We start from the raw sequence: 15,908 nt of genomic DNA, 5'->3' as shown, positions 1-15,908 counted from the left end.
CAAATCAGAACATGTATCTGAATGTCGTCACTCAGGCTTTTCGTTAAATCTTTTACTGTTCGTTTCTCCACCTGGTATAATCATATTGTTACAATTGTTAAGGGCGATGTTTTATAACTTGTACCAGTTAATCCATCCCTATATGCCATTTATGATCAAGGTATTTTGCAGGCAATTTGCCATTCCGGTCAATAGAATGACCTGCACGACCGGTATGCCAAAGCTGGGCAACGATCAGGCCACCATGGGCATGAACGGCTTGGGTAACTTTCTTCCAGGCAGCGATCTGTTCGGGGGTATAGATCCCCGGAGTCAGCGGACTGCCGGTCGCTTCTTCACTGATCCGGATAGCCTCGGTAAACATCAGCCCGGCACCGGCTCTTTGGGTATAGTATTGAACGGTCATATCGCCTACCACACCGTTTAAGTCAGCCCGGCTCCTGGTCATAGCCGACATCACCATGCTGTTCTTTAAGGTTAGTTTTCCTAAAGTTGCTTTTCCCAATAATTTCATGATCTTAATTTTTTATGTTACTGATTATGTATTGTTTTATAAATTGTAGGCAGGCAGATAAACCTGGTTGATAAAATCCTCGGCTGTTGTAGAAGTGGTTGTCGAATCATCTCTTTTTTGATAATTCATAAAGCCGGTTTTGATCGCCGTTCCCATTTCAAGCAGGTTATCTACAAAGTCTTCTGCAAAGCCGTTGCTTAAAAATGTTTGCTTGATCTGCCCGACAGGTACCTGCACATAAGGCAGTTCAGGCTGGCCAATAGCTTTGCCTATCAAGGTCGTAAACTCCCTGTAGGTATACTCTCTTGGCCCCATCACCGCGTGAACACTTTTACCACTAAAGTCGAGGCTGGCTAAATGTCCGGCTGCTATCTTTGCCACGTCCTGAGTAGCCACCATTGGTATGGCATGATCACCAACTGCCGCGGTACCATTGATGCCTTTGTTCTTCACTAAAGCTATTGTCCTTAAGAAGTTCTCCATAAAATAAGCAGAACGGATATGTAATACATTTACATCGTTCAACTGATTTAACCTGACTTCCTGTTCGCCGGTACCCGCCATGATGCCGTTGCCTTCGTGCATATGAGAACCAAGACTGCTCATGTTGACAATGTGTTTGATGCCGGAGTCCTCGATGGCTTTAATCAGCGTGCCGGTAACCATTCGCTGGTAGGCTCTGGTTTTCTCTGCCTTCACATTGTCAGGTAACAGAATGAATGCGCTATCTGCGTTTTTAAAGGCGTTGGTAAGCGTTTCTATATCAGTAATATCACCTGCAATAATTTCAGCACCCAAAGCGCGATGCTTTTCTAATTTCTCGATGTGCCTGGCGATCAGGGTTACCCGATACCCTTCGTTTAAAAGGATCCCGGATATTTTACTACCTACTGTTCCGGTAGCTCCGAGTATGACTATGTTCTTTTTCATGGTAGAATTATTTAATTGTTGTTGTTTAATTACTATGCAAAGATGTTGTGTTTGACAGCCTTAAACTTGTATCAAATCACTGTTCTTATTTTACTTCCAGGTGGTTCCGTTTTCCAGTTGGCCGCTCTCCAGATCATTTTTAATGATTGCCAGGGCATCCGTCAGCATAGTTCGAACCGTTTTCATCAGCACTAATTCCACCATCAGTCTGGCTAAAAAGTTGGCAGGGACCGCCCGGTAAGTCCACTCGATCCTGGTTTGGTTGCTGCCCAGATCGGTGAACAGCTATTCGCCTTCCAGTCGTTTCAGGAGAGCCGAAAGAACCTTCGAAGTGAAATGCTCGTTCTTGTAAGAAAATGATGTTGGGGCGTTTACAGTGAGCAGGCTTTCCTGCGAGGTTGAGCCATCTGCAAAATAAACGGTTCTCTGCAGCCCGGCTTTATTCCAGCCTTCTTTGACACTGGTATCAACGATCGCCGGAATCATCGCATTCCCGCGAAAGATGTGCATTAGGTTGATCGGGGCGATATAATTAAAAGCTTGATCAATGGGAGAATCGATGGTCACAACCACCGTTATTTCTGGATTTTCAGGAGTTGTCATTTGATGTTGTTTTATTTGATTACGATACAAAGATGCGCTGATCATCTGCGGCACACCTGTATCAAATCACTATTCTGATCGTCAGTGCAGATTGCCGCTGTACATGCCGCCGTCAAAACGAACCGCATCGGTTTGAGTAATGAATAAGATGATGTCACTGGTTTCCGCTGCACGGATTTTTGGACTTTCGATTTCGATCAAAACACTTTCCCCGGTAGTAAGCACCGTCGTTTCGTTGGCGGTTATTTCCCCGTCAAAAACATAAAACAGGAAGGTGCAATTTTCAGCTGGCGCTTCAGGCAAAATGATTGCTGCACCCTTTTCCAATCGCAAGTCCATGAGCCAGGTATTGCTTCTGATCTGCCACGGGTAATCGTCGCCTTTGCCCGCTATTTTGCGCCAGTTATTATCGCTGTAAATTTCCGGCAAATCGTAAAATTGAACCTGGGGTGGTAGACCTGCAGTCTCCGGCCGGATGAATATTTGCAGCCCGGTTAAAACACCGCCTTCCTCCAGCACCCGCTCTTCGTGAGAAAAGCTGGCACCCGCATTCATCAACATCAAATTTTGATTGGAGATGATACAGGTATGGCCTTCCGAGTCCAAATGGCTAACCTGGCCGCTTCTCAAATAGGTAAGGATCTCGTCATCCCCGTGAGGGTGCATGGGGATTAGTGTGCCTGGTGTTATCCGGGCATGGTCTATTCTACCTATGGTGGAAAAGCCTATATCGTGTAATTCTGGCTGGATAAGCCCTGGATACAAAATCTGGATGCCAAAGCCGTCATGCTGCTTACCATACTTGATGGTATGATCGATCTTGGTCAGCATCTTAGTCAATCGCTATAACTACTTTACCCATATAACCGCCACGCTCCGCATATTCATAAGCTTCTTTGTATTGCGCGAATGGAAATACTTTGTTGACTTCGATCTCCAGCCCGTTATTCAAGGCTCTTAGCAGAACATCGGTATTTTTGGCAGATGGGTTGGAAAGGATGACCACATGCTTTTTACTTCTAAATAAGTTACCTAACAGCGATAGCGGAATGTCAATTGGCTTTGGCGTAGGATTTAAAAATAGGGCTTTAGACTTCATGATCTGTTTAGCACTTTTGTAACCCATTTTGCCGGATAGGTCGACAACAAAGTCATAAGTGTTTTTCTGAGTAAGCACATTTTCCTTCTTGTAATCTTTCACGGAGTTTGCGCCCCATTTTTTTGCATAGGCTGCTCCCTGGCTGCTGGTCACCGCGGTTATGTTAGCGCCGCGTTGTTTTAATAATTGCAGTAAAAACATACCAAAGCCTCCGGTAGCCCCGTTTACCAAAATGCTCGTTTGCGAACGGATGTTGCCCATTTTTTCTAATGCGGTAACAGCAGCAGTTCCGACTACAGGTATAGCGGCAGCCTGGGTGAAGCTGATGTTAGCGGGCTTTTTCCAGACAAGTGAAGCTGTTACAGCAACGTACTCTGCTGATACGCCTTCTTTCATCATGTTTTTTACCACCCCAAAAACTTCATCGCCTTTTTTTATGCCAATGACGGCAGATCCGGTTTCTTCAACTATACCGGCGAAATCAGTACCGGTCTGCTTTGGGAATTTTGAACCGGACATCAGGGTCATTTCGCCTTTCCGAATTTTCCAATCCATTGGATTGATAAAAAATGCTTTTACTTTGACCAGTACCTGATCTGCTTTGATAGCAGGTTTTTCTTGTTCTACAGTTTGCAACACATCCGCGGGTCCAAACTTTTGATATACTATTGCTTTCATGATATTATTTTTAATTGATTAAAATGATATCACAAAGGTGCGGACAGGCTGATCAGTAAACTTGTATCAAATCACTGTTATAATACCCCCTTATGAAATTTGCGGTATTCGATTATAGAATTATCTTTAGCTGAAAAAATCAGCATATGAAAAACCCGGCCCAACTATTAGAAGATAGTTTACTAATTATCTGGAATAATCGAAATTCAGTGGAAAGACTTCAGGCAATGCAGCAGATTTACCACCAGGACATCCAATTTTTTGAAAGTGATTCAGGCAATGCAATTATTGGCTATGAAGCAATCAATAACCTCATAACGGGTTTGCAATCTGAATGGGCAACGGAATTTTCTTTTCAGTTGAGCAAACCAAGTCAGACCAACCATGATGTTCAAATAGCTTCCTGGACACTTGGCATTTCAGGTGAGCAACCTGTTGCGAGTGGAATGGACGTGGCCATCGTAGAAAATGGAAAAATTAAAGCGCTTCATTTATATCTTGATTAACAGCCGTTAAAAGCTGCAAGGCTGGTTCATAGCCTAATAGATCTCGATCAGGTCACTGTTGAATTTTAAGGCTTTAGGAGGCATGCCGAACATCTCATACATGTACTTATTAAATTGGGGCAAGTCATAAAAGCCTGTGTCGTAGGCGATCTCGGTAAGGCTTCTGTCTTTGTCAGAAAGCGTAAGATAGATTGCCTGGCGCAACCTGGTCCATAATAAATACTTGGATAGGCTACTGCCGGTTTGTTGTTTAAAGAGTGAAGCTAAACGCGAGGGCGAAAGAAAAACGATATCGGCAAATGTTTGCGGTGTGATGTTTTGTTTGCAATAGTTGGATTTGATATAGTCTGCTATTTTGGCAACTCTTTCATCATAGGCTGTAGCCGGTAATTTAGCGAGCAAAGCATCAACTATTTGGCTGATAGCTAAACTGTCTTTGGGCGTCTGAAAAAAAGCATTGGTTTCAGATGGTGAATCAAAGACAACATATTCCTCATTTGCTGCAAATCTGGAGGCCAGCTCTAAACCGATATTCGAATAAGGCTCTATATTTAAAACATTCAGCGTTCCTTTTTCGGCCGCGCAAAAATGCGGCACATGCGGTTTTATTAAGAAACCGTGGATCCGTTCGTACAGCGTTCCGCTGATGGTCGAATTAAAGGGTGTGTCGTTCGATAAGACGATCTGATAGGCCGAATGATGGTGGATCTCTACGGTTAGGTTTTTTGCTTTTAGGGCAAGGAAGAAAGGATTCATAGTTACAGTTAACGTTTCACTGTAAAAATATCAAAATAGGAAACCAGGTCAAGCACTATCGCCTAAATGAATAATCCCACAGAAACATGATTTTAATCGAGAATTAGTTTGCTTATACAAAGGCGATAGATATGCCGTTCGGGATAATGGAGTGGTATTAAGTGTAATGCGGCCGGATAAGCGCCTTAGCTCTATTGTAACCAAAGGACTTTTGGCACACCAAATTCCAGAGATGCATATTTGGAATTTGCGTCAGTTCCGACAAGCAACAATTGCTTAACACTGCCGACATTAATAACTTTTTAAACGAACTTTATAATATTTGAATCATACCTATATTTAATTAAATTAACCTGCTTTTTTTATAATCAAATGAGCAAGTGCCGGATCACTCAACAATCGCTCCATTTCCAGCTCGATAATATCCCGGACGTCCTGTTTGACCTGCAGGTAATTCCGCTCTACAATAGCGCCATTGATCTTCCTTACTTCCGGTAATTGCACATAACCATCAATCTCTTTTTTAAGCGCCGCATGGTCATTGACAATTTCGCAATGAAAAGCTTTTAACTCAATCTTACAGTTCGGATTATCGGCCACCATGCCCACAAACTCACCGGAACTTAATGCCGAGATCCGCGATGGCGGCACCGCCGCCTCCAGTTGTTTTGACCGGCTGATTGAAGTATCGCTGCGGTTAATAGACAAACTTTCCCTGTCCTGCATGATCCGGCCGATCTTTTCGGAAACAGATTTGGCCGTATCGCCTGATACCTGGCCCACCGCCATGTTACCGGTGATATTCATGATGACGTCCGCCTGCTCACGCCCGTAATCCTTGCGCAGCTGGCTGGCATCCTGGATGCCCAAACAAGTCGAAATTAAATTGGATCTGCCAGTGGAAATTGTGGGTATGATGTCCGTTGTCAAGGTGGGAAATTCGTCAAAGACCAGGCTGCATTTCAGCTTATCTTTTTGATTAATGATCTTCAGCAAACGATTAGTAAACAAAGACAATACTGCACCATAGATCTGGATCTTCTGCGGGTTATTACCCATGCAAACGATCTTGGGTTCCTTGGGGTTATTGATGTCCAGCGTAAACTCGTTACCCGACAAGACATAATACAATTGCGGTGAAGCAATCCGCGCCATAGTGATCTTGGCCGAGGCGATCTGCCCTTCCAGCTGCTCCACCGCATCCCGTTTATAAGCGCTGATGAACGGGTTGATGAGCACATCGATCTCCTTCTGCGTACTCAGCAGCGTAAACAGGCTGTCATAGTCCGCCTGCATCAGCTCGATAACATGTGGCAGCGTACAGAACTCACCGCCATTATATTTACGCAAATACCAGATGATCGCCGTCAGGAAGTTGATCGGGGACTCCACGAAAAAATCCCCCTGTTTTTTGATCCATTCCCGGTTCAAACCCAGCAGGATCGTCCGCGCCGATTCCACCGCATCTGTCAGGTCCAGCAAAGCAGAAGGATCTAAGGGATTACAGCGGCTGCTCCGGGACAGGTCATCAAAATTGATCGAAAAGAACTTAGGCCCGACTTTATATCCAGCTTTATATTTCAGCCAGGTGTTATACGCGATCACCGCCAGGTCAGGCATTTTGAAATCGTAAACGAACATCGCAAAGCCCTTGCGGATATGCTGCGTGATCACATGCCGGATAATGAAGTAGCTCTTCCCAGAACCCGGACTGCCCAGCACTAAAAGCGCTCTAAATAAATTGATGAAATTGATCCAGCCATTGCGTTCCTTGCCCTTCAGTATATACTTCACCGGCAGGTTCACGGAGAACTCGTTTTCCAATAACCGTTCCTCCTGCGGAAAAGTCTCCTGGTCACGGTTGAAAATATCCCCGGCCAGCTTATCCCTTATTATCCGGGAGAGCATAGTGCCGCCGCTCATCATCAGCAGGTAGCCTAATGCGGTCACACTCATATACAGGAGCGCTACCCATTCCATTTTTATTGGCAGCAACAGAAAAAAGTAGCTGACGAGGAAAAAAAAGAGACCGGTAATAAGATACAGCAGCGCCGATTTGGATGTCTGCTTTTCATCCTTTTTACCAGGCACCCCGATGAGCGCAATGGCCAGGAAAGCCAGCGCGATCAGCTTCGGTTTTAAAAAGTTGCTGAACAAGCCCGTGCGGACAATATTGGCGAGCAGGCGGTCGGTCAGCGCCGATATCCAATGCCAATGAACGAACGCCCCGTAACATGTTTCATAAAAATGCAGCAGCAATACTGCTATGCTGATCAGCCTGGTCATATCCAGGATCTTGCGCATCGCCTGATCGTTTTCTCCCGTTTGCATAAATCCAGCCCCTCTAAATCTCCCCTGAAGGGGAGACTTTTTTAATCATCCTCACCCGATTCATCACACCCTAACTCACACACTATTAAGCCAGCTCAAACCCAAAATCCGGGCATAGCGATGGCTAACCATCCTCTCTTTACGCAGAGACAACGGGCAAAAAAACCCTCAAAAAATCAACAGGAAACTCAGCCCGGCGACAGCCGCAGCCGTTTTTTCTTCTTCCTTTTCCGCTTCAGCTCCCAATCCATCGCTTGCTGGACGCCATCCGTATCCAGCAGCACCTCTGCCATTCCGGCACCACCGATATGCCCGCTTTCAGTCCCCACAAAGTCCGGTAAAACATCAGGCCCTTTAACCCCGTTTGCATAGCCGCCCTGAGCCATTTTTTTCGCTTCGCCGTTTTGTTTTTTCCCCTCACCTGCCCCCGTTTCCAGACAACGTTCCTTAATGGCGTTGGCACTATAAGCTTTACCTAAATTACTGCCGTTAAATACGCATTTGCTCTGATGGTCAACATAGGTAATCCCGTAAATTAAACCCTGTTCATTTCGTCGTACCACCGTATCCACACCCTGCTTTTTCAAAGCCGCTACCAAACCCTCAACGCTTTTATCACGCCCCAGGAAATACAGGCCTATCGCATTCTTCAACCGCAGCTTTGCCTTCGGGTCATCCTTTGCCAGCTTATTGGCCTCAAACTTTCCCTCTAAAAATTTCAGCGTCGTATCTTTAAAAAATAAACTGGCTTTGATGGGTACGCCCACCTTATCACCCTTTTCATCCAGCACCCGGTAAACCAAACCGCTGTGCCAGAAGATCCGCGAGTTTTCTTCACCCCGGTCGGCAACAATATTATACAGCCGCAATACTGCGTTCAGTTCCGCAAGGGAAGCATATTTGTATAAAGGCAATACCGTTTGCAATACATTGCCAATGGCGCGTTTCGTTTCTGATTTACCATAAAGCACCCGCGCCGCATTGACCGGGTTTAGTTTATAAGCCCGTTGTAATTTGCTTTCTTCAGCCTTAATCAAACCATATTTAATTTCAATTTCCTTACGCGCCGGTTCAGATTTTTGCTTACCCAAATTGTGCAGATGTATCGCCTTGCCGTCCGGCTGAATATTCGTCGTTACAATGTGCACGTGCGGGTGCCCCGCATCTTCGTGCCGGTATACTAAATAAGGCTGCCCGGTAAAGCCAAGCTTGTCTAAATACACCTCTGCAATCTCTTTTAACAATTCGTCCGGCAGCTTTTCAGACGGGTCAAAGTTCAGCGAAATATGCACGCTGTTATACTTCGTCCGCTGGTTCAATTCCGTCAGCATTTCCAGCCGCCGCAGCTTCTGGTGAAAGCTCAGATCAGCCGCATCCACCGGGTAATAACCTGCCTCCAGGCAGACCGCCAAACCCGCCTTTACCTTCTGCTCATTATAGTTCAATATATTGCGCAGGCTCGTCGATTGATGGATCACCGCAACCATGCAGAAGACAATAATTTTAACCGGCTTTGGATACTTTCCACCGCCGCAAAAAAGCGTTCCTTATCCCGTTCAAAACGATCTACCCAAACCTGCATCTGCGGTGAATGATCGAGCATATTCAGTCTGTGCACCGCCTGGTTAAAATTCACCCCGATAGCATTCAGCTCCCGCCGCAATAAAGCCATTTCCGCCAGCAGCTCATCTTTCGACTGATCACGCGTAAACACCGTAAACGACTTACCGAATATTAACCGCCGCACATACTCGCTCAGTTTACGCACTGTCGACCGCTTCCAGTTTTTTTCCAGCTCGCTATATTCATCCGCTGTCAGGCGCAACCCGATGATCCGTTTCCTGCCTGTATCTTTTTCCTCCATCACCAATCCTCCGCACAAAATCCAAACTCACTCCCAAATCAATAGCTCACACCAAACCGAATACATCCAAAACCAGGTTCCTAACCGCCCCCGACTTCGGAGGGGGGCGGCAAGATTTCAATTGTTGTTAAACAATTGTACATCTTGCCGATTGCAAAACGGGCAATCTCCCGGCTTTCTGCCGAAAGCCCAAAAACACCAAAACAGCCTCAACCTTAAACCGCGCTCCGCAAGCCACCATCTAAGCGCAGAACCGGCTTTTTAACCTCGCCCTTATGCCGCAGCCAGTCGTTCAGATCCTTAAACTTTTGATAAAACCCGCTTTCATCCACAAACCGGCTGCCTAAAGACAAGGCATATTTGGTATAGGCCAAGCCCGTTACATCCCGGTCCAGCCAAAGATGGACCCTATCATGCCGCTCCAAAAAAGGCAGCGCCCGGTCGAACAAACCCGCGCCGTTCAGCACCACGAAATCCACCGAACGCGGGTCTTCATAAGGATGCAAAGTCACATAGGAAAGGAAGTCCATAAAGCCCTCGAAAACATGTACCGCACCAGATCCCGAACCCAGGCAGGTAATATCTTTCGGCGCACTGCTTTGCTTGAAATTTTTGTCGCGGATCTCCCAGCCACCAGCATCATTCTGAAAACCGATCCCATAGAAACCTCGGCCATTGATTTCATAGGAAACTTCCTTACAATATCGATCCGCAACAGCAAGAGGTACCGAACGCTCATGTAGGTAATTTTTGAGCGGATAGGCATACAGGGGACGTACATCTTTAACCACCAGTTTGCTATCATTACCGGCACGTCCCTCATGTAATTCCGGCTCATGCCGGTTGAGCTCGTGAGGGGAAAAAGAAACGTTCATCCTGTCCAGCAGTTCCGGTATTGAACAGCCATGATAACGGAGTAAAAAGTCGAGCGGGTTACCGCCGGCCATCAACCCGAAATCGTACCATTCATTGGTTATCCGGTTAACATGAAAACTCGCCGTACGCTCATTTCTCAAGGGCGACACATACCAGTAATCGGTATCATTTTTCTTCCGCGCTGTGGGTTCATGACCCAGCATATCCAGCAAGTAAACGATATCTAATTCCCGTAGCCGGGAAAGCGAAAACACTTCATTTGTAAAATCCATAACACATATCCCTTTCGCTAATCAGAGCAAAAGTAAAGTGCCCGTTTCACATTCACCTATCCTCCCCATATTTTGATGAGGATCGTTTCTGGTTAACAACCGACCTTTGAAGCATTAATTAACTTCTAAATATTTTGCAAATGGCAACGACAAACGTGTTAGGGACTGTTTATGAAACTTTACTATGCAGTCCGGGGATGAGTGAGGTGGTAAAGATCGATGTGAAAATTTCCCGCAAAGCTGTACTGCTTTTAAACAGTGTAATTGAGGCTGGATTGGATAAGGGTAATGAGGCTTTTCTCGAATTGGTTAAGCTTGTTCCTAAAGAGGATATCGATGAATTAAAAACATTCGCGGAAGAAAGCCTGAAAAAAGCAGGCCTAAAAGAACTCAGCGAAAAAATGAGCAGCTTATACCAAAAACAGTAACTAATCGGCCCGCAAAGTTGCGGGCCGATTATCAACCCACCGCATAATTAATTTGACCTAATTAATTTTGGTATTTTATGATGGAAAAAACGAAGTAATGTTTTAGAAAAGACTCAATTGCACCAGCCTATCTGGAAAGCGGATAAACGACATGAGCATTGCTTTATTAACCATTCATTCTGGAATATCCCCAACATGCTAAATGCGCTGTTAAAGATTCTTCCGGAAATGCTATTTATTTACTTGTAGTTATTTACTGCTGCTTGCCCTTCCGAGAATAAACCAATTAGTTTGAATTTATTTTCACCGGAGTAGCTGTAAATTCAGTGCTATATCACTGCCCCCCTGCAATCAGATACGCTATACCCAAATCTTCCTTAAACCGCAGCATTCAAAACTCCCTTGTAATGCAATTGTTGTTGGCTATCTTTTCAGGCTTTGAAGGCTGCTGCTCCGGCAGTAGCCACGGCATTGTCCTCATGTACTTCGCCGCCGGATACGCCAATCGCCCCAGTTATGTTACCTTCCCCGTCCCTTAAAAGTAGTCCACCGGGAAAGGTAACCAACCCCCCGTTAGTCAGTTCGATATTATAAAGCGGCCCCCCTGGCTGCGATAATTTGCCTACCTCTCCTGAATCCATACCACACAGAGATGCGGTCCTGGCTTTCTTTATCGAAATATCAATGGAAGCTAATATTGCGTTGTCCATTCTGACGAACAATTTCGTATTGGCGCCATCATCAATGACGGCAATGTTCATAGGAACACCGATTTCGTCTGCTTTGCGTTTTGCGGCATCAGCAATTTGTTGTGCCTGGATTAAGGTAATGCTCATATCGAAATGATTAAAGTAAGTGTAACCTCTGAACGATTCTTAATTTCATGTTGATCTATATCAAAGATAAATGCCCGAAAAAGAACTTTCATATCAGGCAAGTAATAGGCATTATCATTTTGATGATAATATATTGACCAGCAGAGATGCGTCCCGTAAACATATGCTACATCCCGTTTCGCGCCATATTATCCTGTTTTAACTAACCTGGGTTCATCCAAATCAGGCGGAAAAAAGAATATGCGTTTCTTTCTTTCTTTCTTTCTTTCTTTCTTTCTTTCTTTCTTTCGGTCTTTCGGTCCCATTTCACAGCCTAATCGATTGTTATTTTATTGTTTAAACCATGCTACAATTGAAGGGAACTTTGTTAAACAACGCCTGGTTTTCATAGCAGTTATAAGGTCGGACATTAAATTATTGCTAGCGTTTTGCAGTCCAATCGAACTTTCCCAACCGCAAGCGATCCTGTTCTCTCTCCTTTCCATTTAACCGGTAACGACAAAAATAATGCGGCAGGAAACGCATAACTCATTAAGATTGAAGAACTATAAGATAAGTAATAGCTGGTATCAGTTAAATAATTTCCGTTTGCGGCCAACTAGGTCGAAACTTGCAATACAATTATTTGATTCAAACGAATTATTAAAATTTGTCCGACAAAGTTTGCATACCATTGGTGTCTTACAAAAGGGGCATTCCGTTTCTAAAACCGTTTGATTGGAATTATTTGTATCGGCATAAAATTAAAAGAGAGCAAAAGATTCAGTTAGTTACTGAATTAACAGATATAGATCCGAAGCTACCAAAAGCAACACCATCGGTGGTGAACAGGTGGTGTTCCGTGCCTGGGCAAAGTTTCGAAAAAAATGAAAGGATGGGTATGGACGCAAAAGATCAAAAAAAAGCCAGACGATTTCGCCCAATGACCAGGTTGGGTTTAGCCGGGGTAGCTATAGGAAATGGCTTTAATGTGAACCCGGACGTTCAATGTTACCAAACGATGGAGGCGGCATGGGACTCGGGAATACGCTATTACGATACCTCCCCACTTTACGGTATGGGGATCAGTGAACATCGCATGAGTTTATTCCTGACCAACAGACCACGCGCTGAATCGGCTATCGACAGCAAACCGCGGAATATCCAACTTCTTAGGATACAAACGCCGCACGGGGACACAACCGTGCCGATTTGACGTAGAACCGGGCATCTCACGTAAAGATTATTACCATATCAACCCAAAGATAAAGACTATCGGCCTAACGCAGTGTTGGCGACTTTCTCCGGAATACGATAGCAAACAACAATTTCAGCGCGATGACACCAAGAGTCCGGAGCTGTGATCTGGATCACAGCATTTTAGTGATCTGTGTCCTCACGTATGGACCGCTGAAATGGCAATTTTGAACAGACATTAGAACATATATGAACTTACAACTTAAAAACAAAAAGGTCTTCATATCCGGATCTACCGCCGGTATTGGGTTCGCTATTGCTAAGGGCTTCGCACAGGAGGGGGCTATTGTTTATTTAAACGGCAGGGACGCAATTAAGGTCGAAAAAACAATGTCGGCAATACGACAGGAATTGCAGGACGCACAAGTTTATGGCATCGTGGCCGATCTGGCCACCGCGGAAGGTTATGAAAAGCTGATCGGGGAATTGCCGGATACCGACATCCTGGTCAATAACCTCGGCATCTTTGAACCCGTACCATTTTTCGATATCAAAGACGAAGATTGGATAAAAATGTTCGACGTCAACGTCATGAGCGGAATCCGGCTGAGCCGCTTTTACATGCCGAAAATGCTTGAAAAGAATTGGGGACGCGTTGTTTTCATTTCCAGTGAATCTGCCTTGCAAGTTCCAACCGAAATGATCCACTACGGTTTGTCCAAGACTGCACAGCTTTCACTCACCAATGGCCTTGCTCAATTGACCAAAGGCACAGGCGTTACGGTTAACTCCATATTACCCGGGCCTACCTATTCGGAAGGGGTGGAAAAATTTGTCGGCGATCTTGCGAAGCAGCGGAACCTAACAACCAAAGAAGTCGAACATCAGTTCTTTACGGAAACACGGCCGCTCAGCCTTTTACAGCGATTCATTTCGCCGGATGAAGTGGCATCCGCCGTATTGTATATATCCAGCGAACTGGCTGTAGCCACCAATGGCGGCGCGATCAAGGTGGATGGCGGGATTCTTAAAGGCTTACATTAAGGCGTGATAAGCCCGGTGAAACCCCTTCTTACGGCTACGTCATTTGTCCGGTAAAGGAGAATGCGGTAAATAAAAAGCCTTACGACAACATTAAATAAAATTAGAATTTTTAAGGAAAGATGAAATCAAAAATAAAAATCCCCCCGTTGAAAACATACATAGCTATCGCTATGCTGTTCTTACTGATACACGCTGACGTGAAAGCACGTCACTCCTACCGTACGATTATGGAAGGAACCATTCCGGATCAACTGAAGGGAAAGGCCCCGGTTGCCCGGTTAGCCCGTTATGAAGTTAAACCCGAATACCAGACGGCGTTTCGCAAAGCGGTAAGTGACTACGTCCTGTTCTCGCTGGAGCAGCGGGGCAATATTTTATCCGAAGCATATTATGAAACGGATAATACGTCAGTATGGTGGCTAATCGAAAGATGGAGCAGCAGAGATGAGTTGGAAAAGAACAGCAGGAGTTTACCCTTCGGCACCTTGGCGTCATCAGCGAAAACCGCGCTGGCACAACCAGAAAAAATTATCGAGGTGAAGGACCTGGAACCGCTTTCCAAACAGCAATGGCGCAACAAGGCAAAGGAGAATGACGATCCGCTTACTATTATGCTGTTCGTCGATACAAAACCGGGAACGGATGGAACCTTCAAGGACGTCTACCACACGGCCATGCCGCAGTTCCGAAGTGAGCCCGGTGTTATTACCTATCAGCTTTCACAGCTTGAAGCGGATAACACCCAGTTTGTTACTTATGAAAAATTCAGGGACGAGGATGCTTTTCAGTACCATCTGAAATTTCCACCTATTCAACCGGTGATTGACTATCTGCAAACCAGTATCAAAAAGCAGCCTTTTCAAAGCGGCCTTCATAGGCTGAAAGCTTTTGTGCCCCTGGACCAAAAATAACGACATATCCATCATTAAAATCATCTACATCATCATAACAATAAAAATTAGTAAAAATGAAAACAATTAATCGAATGGTATTAGCTGGTATCGTAAGTGTACTTGCAATATTTGATGCAAATGCGCAGGTGAGCGCAAACCAGTCCAAACCCAATGAGCTGGAAATTGTAAACCGATTAACCTCAACACCCGCGGTCGTTAATATGCCTGTATCGCAACTCCTCAATGCTCCCGGGAACGAAGCGTTAAAGGCGTTCTTCTTTACCCCGGTAAAAGACAAAACCCTATTGAAAGGTAAAAAGATAGCGGTAATTGCGGCAGATGGTTTTGAGGAAATAGAATTGTTGGGGCCAGTATGGTACTTCAGGCAACTGGGTGCTCAGGTCGACATCGTTTCCCCAAAATACAACCCTGCCCCGGCAAGATATGGCCTTAGCGCACCTGAAATGGCCAAAACACATATCATGGCGATACAATACCTGCAACCTGTAGGATGGATAAAGGTGGACCGCACCGCAGACCAGATCAAAACAAGCGATTATGATGCCGTATTCATTCCGGGTGGTGCCTGGAATCCGGACAACCTCCGCTATGATAAGGATGTGATCCGCTTTATTCAGGATTTCAACAAATCGGGAAAGCTGATCGCGGCCATTTGTCATGCGCCGGTGGTGCTGGCATCAGCAGACATCCTGAAAGGGAAAAAGCTCACCGGTTACTGGAACATTCAAACCGATCTTAAAAATGCCGGAGGTAACGTTGTCGATGAACCGGTAGTAGCAGACGGGAACCTGATCACCAGCAGGCATCCGATCGACGTGGCTGATTTTTCAAGAGCAGTAGAAAGCTGGCTGACCAAAAAATAGTCAGGTTAATTTACACGGTACGACTAAACAGATTGATTAGCGAGGGGCACTAAGATTTGCCGCTCGCTATTATTGTAAAGGATACAGCATCAAACCATTTATCACCCTTGTGTTCATTATTTGGCTGATATTCATTAAATTAGTTATCTATCAACGTAATTTTGCTGATCATGGAGCAAGTAGCTGACGGACCTTCAGCTATGATACTTTTGAAATAA

Annotated in this window: 17 protein-coding genes; 6 read left to right on the top strand and 11 right to left on the bottom strand. The window is 45.1% G+C overall.

The annotated features are described in order from the left end of the window. Positions 1-127: 127 nt before the first annotated feature. From AC1DRQ_RS01350 to AC1DRQ_RS01330, 5 genes are all read right to left on the bottom strand, one after another. Complete coding sequence (locus AC1DRQ_RS01350) at positions 128-514, bottom strand: oxidoreductase (RefSeq protein WP_429401483.1); 387 nt, start codon at positions 512-514, stop codon at positions 128-130. 36 nt (positions 515-550) lie between these two features. After that, positions 551-1,444: an NmrA family NAD(P)-binding protein gene (locus AC1DRQ_RS01345; RefSeq protein WP_477421851.1), complete on the bottom strand. Its 894-nt coding sequence runs from the start codon at positions 1,442-1,444 to the stop codon at positions 551-553. A 285-nt stretch (positions 1,445-1,729) separates the two neighbouring features. Then, positions 1,730-2,047, bottom strand: coding sequence for an SRPBCC family protein (locus tag AC1DRQ_RS01340; RefSeq protein WP_477421850.1), 318 nt, complete (start codon positions 2,045-2,047; stop codon positions 1,730-1,732). 81 nt (positions 2,048-2,128) lie between these two features. Beyond that, complete coding sequence (locus AC1DRQ_RS01335; RefSeq protein ID WP_477421849.1) at positions 2,129-2,878, bottom strand: pirin family protein; 750 nt, start codon at positions 2,876-2,878, stop codon at positions 2,129-2,131. Position 2,879: 1 nt separating this feature from the next. Then, entirely contained in the window at positions 2,880-3,824 is a 945-nt protein-coding gene (locus AC1DRQ_RS01330; RefSeq protein WP_477421848.1) for an NADP-dependent oxidoreductase, read from the bottom strand. Between the two features lie 146 nt (positions 3,825-3,970). On the opposite strand from AC1DRQ_RS01330, the gene AC1DRQ_RS01325 reads away from it, so the two are divergent. After that, the gene (locus AC1DRQ_RS01325) at positions 3,971-4,330 is read left to right on the top strand and encodes a hypothetical protein (RefSeq protein WP_429401493.1); all 360 of its coding nucleotides are present in this window, start codon (positions 3,971-3,973) and stop codon (positions 4,328-4,330) included. Between the two features lie 33 nt (positions 4,331-4,363). On the opposite strand, the gene AC1DRQ_RS01320 is transcribed toward AC1DRQ_RS01325, so the two are convergent. From AC1DRQ_RS01320 to AC1DRQ_RS01300, 5 genes are all read right to left on the bottom strand, one after another. Further along, positions 4,364-5,086 carry a helix-turn-helix domain-containing protein gene (locus AC1DRQ_RS01320; RefSeq protein WP_429401495.1) on the bottom strand — a complete coding sequence of 241 codons (723 nt, stop codon included), beginning with the start codon at positions 5,084-5,086 and terminating at the stop codon, positions 4,364-4,366. Positions 5,087-5,434: 348 nt separating this feature from the next. Continuing rightward, entirely contained in the window at positions 5,435-7,417 is a 1,983-nt protein-coding gene (gene mobC, locus AC1DRQ_RS01315; RefSeq protein ID WP_477421847.1) for a conjugal transfer protein MobC, read from the bottom strand. A gap of 188 nt (positions 7,418-7,605) precedes the next feature. Continuing rightward, the gene (locus AC1DRQ_RS01310; protein ID WP_477421846.1) at positions 7,606-8,904 is read right to left on the bottom strand and encodes a relaxase/mobilization nuclease domain-containing protein; all 1,299 of its coding nucleotides are present in this window, start codon (positions 8,902-8,904) and stop codon (positions 7,606-7,608) included. Beyond that, a complete protein-coding gene (locus AC1DRQ_RS01305) occupies positions 8,892-9,299 on the bottom strand; it encodes a plasmid mobilization protein (RefSeq protein WP_477421845.1) in 408 nt (135 codons plus the stop codon). The genes AC1DRQ_RS01310 and AC1DRQ_RS01305 overlap by 13 nt, the downstream gene beginning before the upstream one ends. Positions 9,300-9,496: 197 nt before the next feature. Continuing rightward, positions 9,497-10,429, bottom strand: coding sequence for a toprim domain-containing protein (locus tag AC1DRQ_RS01300; protein ID WP_477421844.1), 933 nt, complete (start codon positions 10,427-10,429; stop codon positions 9,497-9,499). Between the two features lie 140 nt (positions 10,430-10,569). Between AC1DRQ_RS01300 and AC1DRQ_RS01295 the strand changes: the two genes are divergently transcribed. Beyond that, positions 10,570-10,857, top strand: a complete 288-nt coding sequence (locus AC1DRQ_RS01295; protein WP_477421843.1) for a hypothetical protein — start codon at positions 10,570-10,572, stop codon at positions 10,855-10,857. Positions 10,858-11,288: 431 nt separating this feature from the next. Here AC1DRQ_RS01295 and AC1DRQ_RS01290 read toward each other — a convergent pair whose 3' ends face one another. After that, positions 11,289-11,693: a GlcG/HbpS family heme-binding protein gene (locus AC1DRQ_RS01290; protein ID WP_477421842.1), complete on the bottom strand. Its 405-nt coding sequence runs from the start codon at positions 11,691-11,693 to the stop codon at positions 11,289-11,291. A 649-nt stretch (positions 11,694-12,342) separates the two neighbouring features. Between AC1DRQ_RS01290 and AC1DRQ_RS01285 the strand changes: the two genes are divergently transcribed. The 4 genes from AC1DRQ_RS01285 to AC1DRQ_RS01270 all read left to right on the top strand — a co-directional run bounded on the left by AC1DRQ_RS01285 (position 12,343) and on the right by AC1DRQ_RS01270 (position 15,690). Beyond that, positions 12,343-12,888 (top strand): aldo/keto reductase, encoded by a 546-nt coding sequence (locus AC1DRQ_RS01285; RefSeq protein WP_477421841.1) that lies wholly within the window; start codon positions 12,343-12,345, stop codon positions 12,886-12,888. A 230-nt stretch (positions 12,889-13,118) separates the two neighbouring features. Then, complete coding sequence (locus AC1DRQ_RS01280; protein ID WP_477421840.1) at positions 13,119-13,913, top strand: SDR family NAD(P)-dependent oxidoreductase; 795 nt, start codon at positions 13,119-13,121, stop codon at positions 13,911-13,913. Positions 13,914-14,140: 227 nt separating this feature from the next. Next, entirely contained in the window at positions 14,141-14,824 is a 684-nt protein-coding gene (locus tag AC1DRQ_RS01275) for a putative quinol monooxygenase (protein ID WP_477421839.1), read from the top strand. Positions 14,825-14,880: 56 nt separating this feature from the next. Beyond that, positions 14,881-15,690 carry a DJ-1/PfpI/YhbO family deglycase/protease gene (locus AC1DRQ_RS01270; RefSeq protein WP_477421838.1) on the top strand — a complete coding sequence of 270 codons (810 nt, stop codon included), beginning with the start codon at positions 14,881-14,883 and terminating at the stop codon, positions 15,688-15,690. Positions 15,691-15,908: the final 218 nt, after the last annotated feature.

The sequence above is a fragment of the Mucilaginibacter sp. P4_E8 genome (assembly GCF_056401495.1).
This window is presented reverse-complemented; position numbering and strand designations above follow the sequence as displayed.

Coding starts and splice junctions, on each gene's coding strand:
- AC1DRQ_RS01325 (WP_429401493.1), top strand. CDS start 3,971: ATGAAAAACCCGGCCCAACTATTAGAAGATAGTTTACTAATTATCTGG.
- AC1DRQ_RS01330 (WP_477421848.1), bottom strand. CDS start 3,824: ATGAAAGCAATAGTATATCAAAAGTTTGGACCCGCGGATGTGTTGCAA.
- AC1DRQ_RS01295 (WP_477421843.1), top strand. CDS start 10,570: ATGGCAACGACAAACGTGTTAGGGACTGTTTATGAAACTTTACTATGC.
- AC1DRQ_RS01310 (WP_477421846.1), bottom strand. CDS start 8,904: ATGGTTGCGGTGATCCATCAATCGACGAGCCTGCGCAATATATTGAAC.
- AC1DRQ_RS01290 (WP_477421842.1), bottom strand. CDS start 11,693: ATGAGCATTACCTTAATCCAGGCACAACAAATTGCTGATGCCGCAAAA.
- AC1DRQ_RS01350 (WP_429401483.1), bottom strand. CDS start 514: ATGAAATTATTGGGAAAAGCAACTTTAGGAAAACTAACCTTAAAGAAC.
- AC1DRQ_RS01280 (WP_477421840.1), top strand. CDS start 13,119: ATGAACTTACAACTTAAAAACAAAAAGGTCTTCATATCCGGATCTACC.
- AC1DRQ_RS01320 (WP_429401495.1), bottom strand. CDS start 5,086: ATGAATCCTTTCTTCCTTGCCCTAAAAGCAAAAAACCTAACCGTAGAG.
- AC1DRQ_RS01340 (WP_477421850.1), bottom strand. CDS start 2,047: ATGACAACTCCTGAAAATCCAGAAATAACGGTGGTTGTGACCATCGAT.
- AC1DRQ_RS01275 (WP_477421839.1), top strand. CDS start 14,141: ATGGAAGGAACCATTCCGGATCAACTGAAGGGAAAGGCCCCGGTTGCC.
- AC1DRQ_RS01270 (WP_477421838.1), top strand. CDS start 14,881: ATGAAAACAATTAATCGAATGGTATTAGCTGGTATCGTAAGTGTACTT.
- AC1DRQ_RS01345 (WP_477421851.1), bottom strand. CDS start 1,444: ATGAAAAAGAACATAGTCATACTCGGAGCTACCGGAACAGTAGGTAGT.
- mobC (WP_477421847.1), bottom strand. CDS start 7,417: ATGCAAACGGGAGAAAACGATCAGGCGATGCGCAAGATCCTGGATATG.
- AC1DRQ_RS01335 (WP_477421849.1), bottom strand. CDS start 2,878: ATGCTGACCAAGATCGATCATACCATCAAGTATGGTAAGCAGCATGAC.
- AC1DRQ_RS01300 (WP_477421844.1), bottom strand. CDS start 10,429: ATGGATTTTACAAATGAAGTGTTTTCGCTTTCCCGGCTACGGGAATTA.